Source organism: Microbacterium sp. TS-1, assembly GCF_000509385.1.
Classification (GTDB): domain Bacteria; phylum Actinomycetota; class Actinomycetes; order Actinomycetales; family Microbacteriaceae; genus Microbacterium; species Microbacterium arborescens.
Map to the genome: position 1 here is coordinate 333,478 of NZ_BASQ01000001.1, position 12,476 is coordinate 345,953.

Here is a 12,476-nt window from a genome sequence, read left to right on the forward strand (position 1 = left end):
ATGCCACGCTGGGCCCCCGACGCCGCACTGCGCCTGGAACAAGCCGCCATCGAGCTGTTCCGGTCGCAGGGGTATGCGGCCACCACGGCGCCGCAGATCGCGGAACGGGCGGGTCTGACCACGCGGACGTTCTTCCGTCACTTCCCCGACAAGCGCGACGTGCTGTTCCTCCGTGAGCGCGAGTTTCCGGATGTCGTTGCCGACCTGCTCGCCGCCGCGCCCGACGGGCTCGACCCGATGGCACTGGCCATGCATGGGTTGCTCGCCGTCATGCCTGAGCTCGAGGCCTGGCGCGACGCGATCCGCGAGCGCCGATCGATCATCGCGACCGATGCGCATCTCATCGAGCGCGAGCGATCGAAGTCCGCGGTTCTGGCGCAGGCGATCCGCGACGGGCTCCGGCGGCGCGGTGCCGATCACATCGACGCTCTGCTCGTCTCCCAGACAGTCGTGGGGCTCTTCGACACCGCGCTCGAGCTGTGGACCGCCGAGGACTGCACCGCGACGCTGACCGCGATCATCACCGACTCGTACGCGCGTCTGGCCCAGCTTGTCGCCCCGCCCGAGTAGCCGCTGGCCCGGGCGATGCGGACGGAATCCGCGTTTCATCCCGGTGGCGGGACGCGCTGGCGCCACACCCGGATGCCGCCATCGGTCGCGGTGAGTGCTGCTGCTCCGGTTTCGTCGGTGCGGACGATCTCGTGCCCGAGCGAGCGCAGGAGGGCGATGGTCTCTTCGCGCGGATGGCCGTAGGAATTCTTCCCCACCCCGATCAGCGCGACACGTGCGCCGAGCCGGCGGTACAGCGACTCGGCTTGGTCTGCGCTGCCATGGTGCGACACCTTGACGACGTCGTATGTCGACCGCAGCGCGGCGCCGAGGGTCAGCTGGGGCGTCTCCGAGAGATCGCCGAGAAGCAGGACGGCAGGAATCCCGCCGCCGCGGACATCGATCACGACGCTCGAATCGTTGCCGGGCGCGAACCCGCTCGCGCTCCTGCGCGGCCACAGTACTTCCCAGTCCGCGCCGCCCAGCGCCCCCGCCATGCCGGCGGAACCCGTGCGGACCGACGCTCCGGCTGCGGCGAGTCGCGCGAGCAGCTGATCCTCCTGCGAGTCCGTGACCGGGCCGTGGAGGACGGTGCCGACGCGCCCGATGACCGCGTCGGTGCCGCCGACGTGGTCGAGGTCGAAGTGGGTGAGAACGAGGAGATCGATGCGGCTGACCCCGAACCGGTTCAGACACGCACCGAGTGCCTCGGGGTCGGGGCCGGTGTCGACGAGCGCGACAGCGTCGCTCGAGCGCAGGAGAACCCCGTCACCCTGGCCCACGTCGCAGACAGCGATCGCCCAGTCATCGGGGGTTCGCGCCCGCTCGAGCGGTCCCGTCACGAGGCCCGAGCCGACCACCCCGCCCACGGCGAGAGCGACGAGCGCCGTCGAGGCGCGACGAACCCGGCGAGGGGTGCCGGGAAGCACAGCCAGCAGCAGGGCGGTGCAGAGGGCCGCCGCGAGCACGACACCCGGCGCGTCGGGGACCCAGGCGATCGAGTTGCCGGGGACGGCGTCGACCGCCTGTGCGGTGGCTGCGATCCAGGCGCACGGGACCCAGGCGATCGCGGTCAGGCCGTTCGCCAACAGCGGCGCCCCGACGCTCAGGCACGCCGCGAGCCCGGCGATGGTCGCCAGCGGTGCCGCGGGCGCGGTCAACGCGTTGGCGAGCACGGCGTACACCGGCAGTCGCGGATCGATCATCACCAGGATCGGAGTGCACGCGAGCTGCGCGGCGGCGGGTACGGCGATGGCGAGCGCGAGGGGGCGCGGCATGAAACGTCGTAGCGAGTCGCTCACGGGGCCGGCGAACAGGATCAACGCTGCGGTCGCGGCCGACGACAGCGCGAACCCGATGCTGCCTGCGAGCCAGGGATCGGCGATCAGGCAGATGACGATCGCGAGGCACAGAACGGACGCCCCCGCACCAGCGCGCCCGAGCAACGCTGCGAGCATCGCTATAGCGGCCATGGCGGCCGCCCGCACGACGCTCGGCTCTGGTGAGACGAGGATCACGAAGCCCGAGAGCGTCGCGAGCCCGATCGTGACGCGCCACGGACGGCGCAGCCCCAGCATCCCGGCGCCGAGGAACGCTATTCCGACGACGAGCGCGCAGTTCGCCCCGGAGACCGCGGTCAGATGCGAAAGCGACGCCGTCTTCATCTGCGCATCGAGCTCGGCAGTGACCCCGGCCGTGTCTCCGACCGCGAGGCATGCGACGAGGCCCGCGCCCGGCTGCGGCAGCGAAGAAGCCTGTGTGAGCAGCGCCGTCCGGAGCGTGGAAGCCAGTGCGAGAGGACCCCGCGGCTGCGCGACGACCTCCGGCGGATCGCTCGCCGTGATGATGAGGACCGCCCGCTCCCCCGACCGGGCGGGCGCGGCGGAGCCGGTGAGCAAGACGGTGGCACCCAGATCGAGACCGACGGAACGCTCGGCTGTGCGGACGACCACTGGCACCCGGGTCGCGGTGACGTCGCCGCCGGCGCGGACGCTGGTAGCCACGGCATCGAAACGCCAGCCCGTCGCAGAGCTCTCGATCTTTCCCGTGACATCGGCCTCGATGGCCACCACCCGCCCGCCGGTGAGGGGCAACGCGAGGACCCGATCTCGGTCGGGCACGCTCATCGCGGTGTGCGACACGGCAGCCGCCGCGAAGGCGAGCGTGACGGTGGCGATGGCGATGCCGGTCCGCCGTGGGCGTGAGCCGTCGCAGAACCGGCGACGGAGGATCGTCACCGCCAGCATCCCCGTCGCGGCCGTCCAGAGCGCGGCCGCCAGGATTCCCGCGACGTCGGGATCGTTCGTCGTCACGAGTGCGGCGACCCAGACACCGACCGCGACGGGCAGCAAGCGGAGGTCGCGACGGCGGATGCGGCCGCTCACACGCGCACCCGGTCCCGCAGTGACTCGAGCATCTTCTCGCCGATCCCCGACACCGCCAGCAGGTCTTCGACGCTCGTGAATCGCCCGTTCTCTTCGCGCCAGGCGATGATCCTCTCGGCGAGCGCAGGGCCGACCCGTGGGAGGGTGTCGAGCGCAGCGGCATCCGCGGTATTGAGATCGACGAGGCCGTCTGCACCGGCCCCGCCGGACGACCCACCGTCTGCCGATTCGGGCGGCGCTTGACCGGGCTCGGGGACGAAGAGCTGCTCGCCGTCGGTGACGGTGCGCGCGAGGTTCACTCCAGCCGGATCAGCGGTGTCGCTGAAACCGCCCGCCGCGGCGACGGCGTCGATCACGCGCGCGTCGGCTTCGAGGCGATACAACCCGGGGCTCACGACGGCGCCGTGGACGTGGACGTAGACGGCGGCGGTGCCGGTGTCGCCGTGAGCCTCGACCGTCGGGCTCACGGCCGGGGTCACCACCGACGCCGGCGCCGCGAGAGAGCGGATCATGCCGATCGCGACGGTGACCGCCGCCGCTGCGAGGACGAGGACGATCAGCGCCCCGACGCTCCAGCGGCGCCGGGCCGGAGCGGGGTCGGGAGCAGTCACGCCGTCAGGCTAGGCGGGATGCTCCCGACCGTTCCCTTCCCCGTCGCCGCTGCGGAACAACCTGCGCGTCACCCCGTATGGGGAGAGCCCGGCGACTCGTCCGGGCGCCGTCGACTTGTCGGCACAGATCCCGAATCCACTCCGGCGGGTGGATCCGCCTCATGGGTGACCGGAACGCTCTTGTCCTCCGCGGTGCGCATGTCCCACGACGGCTTGCGCACGGCGTAGAAGATGAGCGGCGGAGCCCCGAGGACGATGATCACCAGCCCGACGATCCAGGGATACAGCGCCGGAGAGAAGGCGCTGAACCCCGACGGCGGGATGAACGAGAACACGAACGCGGCGAGGCTCGCGAGGAACCCGACACCGGCGACCAGCCCCATGGCCGGTACCCGATACGTGCGCTTCACGCCCGGCTGCGTCCGTCGGAGCACGAGCGCAGCGGCGAACATCATCATGTACATGATCAGGTAGAGCGCCGCGGCCATGTCGATCAGTGCCACGAATGCCGCGCTCACGTTGGGAACGATGATGAAGATCGCCGCCAGGATCGTGACGATCGTGCCCTGCAGCATGAGGATGCCCGACTGCACGCCGGCCTTGTTCTTCTTCTGCAGCAGCGGCGGGAGCAGCCCGGTCTCCGCTGCTGCGAGCACGCCCTTGGACGGGCCCGCGATCCAGGTGATCACCGAGGCGAGCGCGCCCGCCGCGATGAGCGCCGACATCGCGGCCGTCGCCCACTGCCCCACGCCCCAGTGCTGGAAGTACTCCTGGAACGCGAGCATGATGCCATTCGTCAGCCCGAGCTCCTCCTGCGGCACCGCAACCGATATGGCGAGGGTCGGCAGGATGAACACCAGCAGGATCAGGATCGACGAGATGAGGATCGAACGCGGGAAGCCGCGGCCGGGGTCTTTCATCTGATTCACGTGGACCGCGTTGACCTCCATGCCGGCATAGGCGAGGAAGTTCGACACGATCAGCACGATCGATGCGATGCCGGTGAACGGCGGGATCACCGCGTCGGGCGTGAGCGGCACCTGGCTCTTCTCGCCGCCGAAGACCCAGATCGCTCCGAAGATGATGAGGATGGCCGCCGGGAGCAGCGTGCCGAGGATGCCGCCCCAGGAGCCCAGTTTTGCGAAGAGATTCCCGCCGCGGAGCGTCACCAGCGTCGAGCCCCAGTACAGCACGAGGATCACCACTGCCGTGAAGAAGCCCGAGCTCGACAGTGACGGATCGAGGAAGACGAACGCGAGCGCGGCCGCGATGAACGCCAGCTGCGTGGGGTACCACACGACGTTCTGGATCCATTGGAGCCAGACGGCGGTGAAGCCCCAGCGGTTGCCCATCGCTTCACGGATCCAGACGTAGATGCCACCTTTCCAGCCCGTTGCGAGCTCTGCCGCGACCAGTGCTGTCGGGATCAGGAAGAAGATCGCCGGGAGGATGTACAGGGTCACGCTGCCGAGGCCGAAGACCGCCATCGCCGGCAGCGAGCGAAGACTGGCGACGACCACGAGCGTCAGCAGCGCGAGTTGGCCGACACCGAGGTAGGTCGTGACGCTCGACCGAGGCGCGAGGGGATGGTTCGGCGTCGTGCGGGAGGATGGCTGAGACGTGGACATGACGACGCGCCTCAGTGGTGGAACGCCGAATTCGCGGCGGCCGTGGGCATGGGCGACTGCAGGCCGTCGAGGTACGCCACCTCACGCTGGATGTCGGCCAGCAGCGACTGAGCGAGATCCATGCTCAACCCATTGCGCACGACGATGCGCTGCACCGTGATGTCGGTGAGATCGTCCGGCATCGGATAGGCCGGCACCAGCCAGCCGCGCATCCGCAGTCGATCCTGCAGGTCGTACAGCGTCCAGTTGTCGGTGTGTCCCTTCTGCAAGCGCCACGCGAACACCGGGATGTCGCTTCCGTCGTTCCACAGCTCGAACGCATCGAGCGCGCCGATCCCGGCGGCGAGATACTTCGCGACGTCCTGCGACTCCTGTTGAACGGCACGGTATCCCTCGAAGCCGAGCCGGAGGAACAGGTAGTACTGGAGCAGCACCTGAGCGCCCGGCCGCGAGAAGTTCAGCGCGAACGTCGGCATCTCGCCACCGAGATAGCTCACCTGGAAGACGAGGTCTTGGGGCAGCCACCGCGCTTCGCGCCACACGACCCAGCCGAGGCCCGGATACACCAGGCCGTACTTGTGGCCCGAGGTGCTGATCGAGTGCACCCGCTCCAGCCGGAAGTCCCAGACCAGGTCGGGCTGCAGGAAGGGGGCGATCATCCCGCCCGATGCGCCGTCGACGTGAATAGGGATGTCGAGACCGGTGTGTTCCTGGATCGCGTCGAGCGCAGCAGCGATCTGCGCGACGGGCTCGTACATCCCGGTGTACGTCACGCCCATGATCGCGACGACGCCGATCGTGTTCTCGTCGACATATTTCTCCAGGTCGTGGCCGTCGAGCGTCTTGTGCTCCTCCGTGATCGGAACGAACCGGGGCTCGACGTCGAAGTAGTTGCAGAACTTCTCCCAGCACACCTGCACGGCGCTCGACATGACGAGGTTCGGAGTGGACGCGTCCTTGCCCTGCGCCCGGCGGAGCTGCTGCCAGCGGCGCTTGAACGCGAGCCCGCCGAGCATGCACGCCTCCGAAGAGCCGATGGTCGAGGTGCCGATGCTGTGCCCGGCATCCGGCGAGTTCCACAGATTGGCGAGCATCCGCCAGCAATTGTCCTCGATGGCCGCGGTCTGCGGGTACTCATCCTTGTCGATCATGTTCTTATCGAAAGACGAGGTGTAGACGTCCTTCGCCTCGTCATCCATCCACGTGCTCACGAACGTGGCGAGGTTCAGACGCGCATTCCCGTCGAGGATCGTTTCATCCTCGACGATCTGCTTCGCGGTCGCGGGAAGCGATTCGTTTTGGGGAATCACGTGCCGCGGCGCACCCTTCGCCTCCGTGGGCCTGGTGAACAGAGGGGCTGCGGGGCTGATCGTTTCGTCGTTCATTTCGTCTCCTCATTGCACGCCGAATAGAGGCGGCGAGGGGTCGACCGTGTCCCCGCGGTCGAAGCCGCCCCTGTGAATGCCACCCAAGCTAGGACGGGCCTCCAGGCGTCACAAGGGGGGTCGACGACACCGCGAATCGACCCCGAACCTGGAGTTCAGAAACCGGATCAGGCGCAGAAATCGGAGGAGGTACGGTCAGAGCGGGCTACGCCCGCGCACGCCCGAGAAGACCCGCCCGCTGCAGCAGCAGATACATCTGGCAGCCGAGGCAGAAGCCGAACGCGGCATTCAGGAATGCGGCTGCGAACGCGAGCGCAGCCGCGATGGGCAATGCCCACGGAACGCCTGCGAGATGCAGCAGCAGCCCTGCCGCGGTCACCGTGAGGCCCACACCCTGCGCGAAGCGCGGCGGACGCGCGTCCTCGAACTCTCGCGGGGGTGACAGGCGCGGCCGCACGACGCGGCGGAAGAGCACCGCCCAGGGCGCGGTCCGCGGTGACACGACGCCCCACAGGAACAGGAGCGCCGCGAGGAGCACGAGCAGGAAGCCCCCATCGACGACCCGATCGGCGAGTGGCGCGGCTCCGAGGCGCCACTCGGCACCCGTCGGCGCCGTCGCGATTCCGAGCAGCGATGCGAGGAAAGCCGCGAGCAGCAGGACGGCCGTGATGGATGCCGCGAAGCGTGGCGCACGGACGTCGAGACGTTCGATCGCGGTCATCTCACGCCTCCTGCAGCAGACGGGTGAGCTCGGTCTCGAGCGCGGACCGATCCGGGACTCCACCCGTGCGCTGACGCACCCTCCCGGTGCCGTCGAGCACGAGCACCGTGGGTGTCTGCATGACGTCGAACCGGCGAGTGAGGTCGGGACGATGCGTCAGGTCCACCTCGACGTGTCGGACGCCGTCGTGGTCCCCCGCGAGCGACGTCAGCACGCGCCGCGCCGCGGGGCACCGAGAGCACAGCTCGGTGCTGAACTGCAGCAGGGTCGCGGACTGGCCGAAGGCCGGCGTGCCGACCATCGAGGGAGTCAGGAGCTCACCGTCTGCGACGTCGTGCGTACGACCGCGCGAGCGCCGGGCGATCATGCCGATCGCTGCGACGAACGCGACGAGCACGATGGTCAGGACGACGGCGGGAAGCGGCTGCACGATCGCCACGGTAGTCCGCGGGTGACGGCGGCGGGGGAAGTGTGTCACCCTGTGACGACTCCCCCCGCCGTCGTCAGCGAGCGGTCGTGAAGCTGACCACCTTGGGAGCGCGAACCACGGCTCGGGCGATCTCGCGGCCGTTCAGGGCGCGGACCACCTTCTCGTCGGTGCGGGCGAGTGACTCCAGCTCATCCGAGGAGATCTTCGCCGACACGTTGAGCGTGCCCCGGACCTTTCCGTCGATCTGGACGACCGCGGTGACGGACTCCTCGACGAGAAGCGTCGGGTCGGGCTGGCGCCAGACGGCGAGGCCGACGAAGGGCTCGTGCCCGAGGGTCTCCCACATCTCCTCCGCTGTGTGCGGAGCGAACAGATCGAGGATGACGGCGACCGCCTCGGCCGCTTCGCGAACTGCCGGGTCGCTCGCGCCGGCGCCGCTGTCGATGACCTTGCGGGTGGCGTTCACGAGCTCCATGAGCCGCGCGACGACGACGTTGAACTTCGTCTGCTCGACGAGCCCCGGGGCGTCTGCCCACAGGCGGTGCGTGACCCGACGCAGCGCGGCATCCCCCTCGGCCCAGACGACGTCGATCTCGCTGTCCACGTCCGCGGCGACCCGCAGCGCACGGGCGAGGAACTTCGCCGCGCCCGTCGTGGAGACATCCGCCCAGTCCTTGTCGTCCTCGACCGGACCCGCGAACGCGAGGGCCACACGCAGGACGTCCGCGCCGTGCTGCTCGAGCTCCTCCTGGAAGAGCACGAGGTTGCCCTTGCTCTTCGACATCTTCGCGCCGTCGAGGATGACCATGCCCTGGTTGATGAGGCTCGAGAACGGCTCGGTGAACTCCACCTGGCCCATGTCGAACAGGGTCTTGGTGATGAACCGCGCGTAGAGCAGGTGCAGGATCGCGTGCTCGACGCCGCCGATGTAGAAGTCGACCGGGCCCCATTTGTCGGCCTCGCGAGGCGCGAAAGGCTGGCCGGCGTCGTTCGGCGACAGGAATCGCAGGAAATACCACGAGCTGTCGACGAAGGTGTCCATCGTGTCCGGGTCGCGGCGCGCGGGATCCCCCGTCTCCGGGTCGGTCGTGGTGACCCAGTCGGTCGCGGCACCGAGCGGCGACGCGCCCTTCGGCGTGAGATCGAGGCCAGCCACGGACGGGAGGCGAACCGGAAGCTCCTCGGCGGGCACCGGAACGATCCGGCCGTCCTCGGTGTGGATCATCGGGATCGGCGTACCCCAGAAGCGCTGACGCGAGATCAGCCAGTCGCGCAGGCGGTAGGTCTTGGCCGCACGGCCGGTTCCGCTCGCGGTCAGCTGCTCGATGGCGCGCCCGATCGCGTTGCGCTTGCTCAGGCCGTCCAGTGCACCCGAGTTGATCATGCGTCCGTCACCCGTGAGGGCGACACCGGTGCGGGCAGGGTCGAGGTCATCGATCGCGGGGGCGGAGTCGACGGGCACACCCTCGTCGTCGAGCTCGATGACGGGCATCGCACCCGTCACGGGGGCCGTCGTGTCGACGACGACCCGGACGGGCAGGTCGAACGCTCGCGCGAAGTCGAGGTCACGCTGATCGTGCGCCGGGACGGCCATGACCGCACCGTGGCCGTAGTCGGCGAGCACATAGTCGGCAGCCCAGATCGGCAGCCGCTCACCGTTGATGGGGTTGATGGCGAACCGGTCGAGGAACACGCCGGTCTTCGGACGGTCCGCGGTCTGCCGGTCGATCTCGCTCGTCTTCTGGACGGTCTGCAGGTACTCGCGGAAGCGCTGCTGCACCTCGTCGGAAGAACCGGCCGCGAGCTCCACTGCGAGGTCGGAGTCGGGTGCGACGACCATGAAGGTCGCACCGTGCAGCGTGTCCGGCCTGGTCGAGAAGACGGTGACCTTCTCGTCACGGCCCTCGATCTCGAAGTCGATGTCGGCGCCGACCGATCGACCGATCCAGTTGCGCTGCATCTGGATGACCTTCTGCGGCCAGAAGCCCTCGAGCTGGTTCAGGTCGTCGAGCAGGCGGTCGGCATATTCGGTGATCTTGAAGTACCACTGTGTGAGCTTCTTCTTGATCACCTCGGCACCGCAGCGCTCGCAGTGCCCGTCGACGACCTGCTCGTTGGCGAGCACCGTCTGGTCGTTCGGGCACCAGTTGACCGGGCTCTCCTTGCGGTAAGCCAGCCCCTTCTCATAGAGCTTCTGGAAGAGCCACTGGTTCCAGGTGTAGTACTCGGGGTCGCTCGTGTGAAGCACGCGGCTCCAGTCGAACGAGACGCCGTACTCGTGCAGGCTCTGCTTCTGCTGGGCGATGTTGTCGTACGTCCACGCTCGGGGGTCGGCGCCGCGCTTGATGGCGGCGTTCTCAGCGGGCAGACCGAAGCTGTCCCAGCCGATGGGATGCAGCACGTTGTAGCCGCGGTGCCGCCAGAAGCGGGCCACGATGTCGGAGTAGAGATAGTTCTCGGCGTGCCCCATGTGGAGGTCGCCCGAGGGGTACGGGAACATCGCCAGGACGTACTTGCGGGGACGCTTGTCGTCATCGCCGCCGGCACGGAAGGGATCGGCGTCTGCCCAGGCGCGCTGCCACTTCGCCTGAACGGCGTGGGCGTCGAATGCGGCGGAATCGGGCGTGTTGGCGCGATCAGTGGAGCTGTCGGTCACGGGTGAACCAATCTGGGAATGCGAAAAAGGCGCGAGAGCACCGCTTCCAGGCTACCGGACCCGCTCCCGCCACCGGGGCGGCAGGTCGGCGCCGAGCGCGGCGAGCGGTGCCTGCGCCTTCAGCGCCACCTCGTCGACCTCGGCGTCCGGCTCGGATCCCCATGTGATGCCACCGCCCGCCCCGACGTAGGCGGTGACGGCGTCGACGACGATCGACCGGATGATCATCGCCAGATCCGCATCGCCGTCGTGGCCGACCCAACCGAAGCACCCCGCGTACGTCCCGCGCGGGGCGCGCTCGAGAGCATGGAGGATCGTCATCGCCGAGAGCTTCGGCGCGCCGGTCATGCTCCCGGCCGGGAACGTCGCGGCGAGGACCTCCGACAGTCGCGTGCCCGGTCGTATCGATCCCGACACGCTGCTGACCAGCTGGTGCACGGTCGGATAGGTCTCGACCTCGAGCAGCCGCTCGACCACGACGGAGCCGGGCTCGCTCACGCGCTGGAGGTCGTTGCGCATGAGGTCGACGATCATGACGTTCTCCGCGCGCTCCTTCGGGCTCGTCAGGAGATCCCGGACGAGCCGGGCATCGGATGCCGCATCGCCGCCGCGACCCCGGGTTCCTTTGATCGGGCTCGTCAGGACGGTTCCATCGGCGAGTCCGAGGAATCGCTCCGGGCTCGCGCTGATCAGCGCCCGCTCCCCCGATCGGATCAGCGCGCCGTGATGCGACGACGACGCGCCCCGGAGCCTCCGGAACACCCCGAGCGCATCGATCGGGCGCTCGTCCCGCACCGTGAACCGGGTCGTGAGACAGAGCTGGTACGCGTCACCCCGGCGGATCGCGCTGCGGCAGTCCTCGACGAGTGCGGCGTAGCGTTCGGGCCCGACGCGAGCCGCGGCGACGAGGCGACGAGGGAGCGCCGATGGCTCGCCGACGCCGGCAGCGGCAGCGGCCGTACGCCAGCGGTCGACCTCTGCGGCGAAGTCCGCCACTGCGTCCGCCGGTGCCGCCACCCACACGCGCCGCTCCGCGTGGTCGAACGCCACGAACCGATCCACCCGCAGCCAGAGCGCGTCGGGTTCCTCGGCATCGCGCTGCGCCGGCGCTCCCGCTCGTGCGGCCGCAGCGTCGTAGCCCGTCCAGCCGACCCAGCCGCCGCCGAAGGGCCCGACGCGCTCCCCGCCGCTCCTCGCACACGTCGACGACCCGTCCACGATCGGGTCGGGAGCGTCGGCCGGCTCGCCGGAACCGAGCCAACTCCATCCCGAATCAGCGTCGACACCGGCGTCGAGCCAGAAGACGTGCTCGCCGGGCACCGTGCCGATGAGGTCGGCGGGATCGATCCACCCGTCGAGGCAGCGGAAGCTGGTCGTCTCGGGCACGATCACAGGTTATGTCTTAGGTCGCGCCCCTAGGCTCGGAGCGTGAACGAGATCCTCGACTGGATTCTGAACACTGTGCAGAGCATCGACCCGGTGCTGCGCACGGTTGTGGCGGGAATCGCGATCATGCTCGAGACCAGCGTGCTCATCGGCCTGGTGGTGCCCGGTGACACCGTGGTGATCGTGGCCGCGACCGCGGTCGGGAGTGTCGGCGAGGGCTTCATCCTCGGCGCGGCGGTCGTCGCCGGCTCGCTCGCAGGAGAGTCGATCGGGTTCGCGCTCGGGCGCTGGCTCGGCCCCCGCATCCGCTTCTCTCGGCTCGGCCGCCGCATCGGCGAGGACAACTGGGTGCGTTCGGAGCTGTATCTGCGCCGCCGTGGCGGGCCCGCGATCTTCCTCTCGCGGTTCCTGCCCGTCCTGCACTCGCTCGTGCCGCTGACGGTCGGCATGAGCGGCTTCTCGTATCGCCGCTTCATCGCGTGGACGGCCCCGGCCTGCGTCATCTGGACCTCGCTCTACGTGGGTGTCGTCGCCGCGGCGGCGAAGACCTATCGCGCCGTCTCGGACAACATCCAGTACGCCGGATACCTCTTCGTCGCCGTCATCGTCGTGTTCCTGGTTCTCGCGTACCTCGTGAAGCGTCTGATCACCCGGCGGGAGGCGCGTCATCTGCGGCTCGAGGAGGAGAAGACCCGACTCGCGGACGGGGACGTGAAAGACTGAAGC

The 12,476-nt window shown here is 69.1% G+C and carries 10 protein-coding genes; 2 read left to right on the forward strand and 8 right to left on the reverse strand.

Annotated elements, in window-relative coordinates; translation table 11 throughout:
• Positions 1 to 570 (forward strand): TetR/AcrR family transcriptional regulator, encoded by a 570-nt coding sequence (locus tag MTS1_RS01455; RefSeq protein WP_023950757.1) that lies wholly within the window; start codon positions 1 to 3, stop codon positions 568 to 570.
• A gap of 35 nt (positions 571 to 605) precedes the next feature.
• Here the strand turns inward: MTS1_RS01455 and MTS1_RS01460 are convergent, their stop codons facing one another.
• The 8 genes from MTS1_RS01460 to MTS1_RS01495 all read right to left on the reverse strand — a co-directional run bounded on the left by MTS1_RS01460 (position 606) and on the right by MTS1_RS01495 (position 11,750).
• Positions 606 to 2,933, reverse strand: coding sequence for a ComEC/Rec2 family competence protein (locus MTS1_RS01460; protein WP_023950758.1), 2,328 nt, complete (start codon positions 2,931 to 2,933; stop codon positions 606 to 608).
• Positions 2,930 to 3,544 (reverse strand): ComEA family DNA-binding protein, encoded by a 615-nt coding sequence (locus MTS1_RS01465; protein WP_023950759.1) that lies wholly within the window; start codon positions 3,542 to 3,544, stop codon positions 2,930 to 2,932. The genes MTS1_RS01460 and MTS1_RS01465 overlap by 4 nt, the downstream gene beginning before the upstream one ends.
• 68 nt (positions 3,545 to 3,612) lie before the next feature.
• Complete coding sequence (locus MTS1_RS01470) at positions 3,613 to 5,172, reverse strand: amino acid permease (protein ID WP_023950761.1); 1,560 nt, start codon at positions 5,170 to 5,172, stop codon at positions 3,613 to 3,615.
• A gap of 11 nt (positions 5,173 to 5,183) precedes the next feature.
• Complete coding sequence (locus MTS1_RS01475; protein ID WP_023950763.1) at positions 5,184 to 6,557, reverse strand: glutamate decarboxylase; 1,374 nt, start codon at positions 6,555 to 6,557, stop codon at positions 5,184 to 5,186.
• A gap of 205 nt (positions 6,558 to 6,762) precedes the next feature.
• Positions 6,763 to 7,278: a DUF4395 domain-containing protein gene (locus tag MTS1_RS01480; RefSeq protein WP_023950764.1), complete on the reverse strand. Its 516-nt coding sequence runs from the start codon at positions 7,276 to 7,278 to the stop codon at positions 6,763 to 6,765.
• A gap of 1 nt (position 7,279) precedes the next feature.
• Positions 7,280 to 7,708 carry a thioredoxin family protein gene (locus tag MTS1_RS01485; RefSeq protein ID WP_036304871.1) on the reverse strand — a complete coding sequence of 143 codons (429 nt, stop codon included), beginning with the start codon at positions 7,706 to 7,708 and terminating at the stop codon, positions 7,280 to 7,282.
• A 73-nt stretch (positions 7,709 to 7,781) separates the two neighbouring features.
• Positions 7,782 to 10,364, reverse strand: coding sequence for a leucine--tRNA ligase (gene leuS, locus MTS1_RS01490; protein WP_023950768.1), 2,583 nt, complete (start codon positions 10,362 to 10,364; stop codon positions 7,782 to 7,784).
• 51 nt (positions 10,365 to 10,415) lie between these two features.
• Positions 10,416 to 11,750, reverse strand: coding sequence for an anthranilate synthase component I family protein (locus MTS1_RS01495; RefSeq protein WP_036304872.1), 1,335 nt, complete (start codon positions 11,748 to 11,750; stop codon positions 10,416 to 10,418).
• A gap of 42 nt (positions 11,751 to 11,792) precedes the next feature.
• On the opposite strand from MTS1_RS01495, the gene MTS1_RS01500 reads away from it, so the two are divergent.
• On the forward strand, positions 11,793 to 12,473 hold the full coding sequence (locus MTS1_RS01500) for a DedA family protein (RefSeq protein ID WP_036304580.1): 681 nt from the start codon (positions 11,793 to 11,795) through the stop codon (positions 12,471 to 12,473).
• Positions 12,474 to 12,476: the final 3 nt, after the last annotated feature.

Excerpts from the sequence above, each read along its gene's own strand:
- MTS1_RS01455 (WP_023950757.1), top strand. The coding sequence starts at position 1 with ATGCCACGCTGGGCCCCCGACGCCGCACTGCGCCTGGAACAAGCCGCC.
- MTS1_RS01475 (WP_023950763.1), bottom strand. The coding sequence starts at position 6,557 with ATGAACGACGAAACGATCAGCCCCGCAGCCCCTCTGTTCACCAGGCCC.
- MTS1_RS01470 (WP_023950761.1), bottom strand. The coding sequence starts at position 5,172 with ATGTCCACGTCTCAGCCATCCTCCCGCACGACGCCGAACCATCCCCTC.
- MTS1_RS01480 (WP_023950764.1), bottom strand. The coding sequence starts at position 7,278 with ATGACCGCGATCGAACGTCTCGACGTCCGTGCGCCACGCTTCGCGGCA.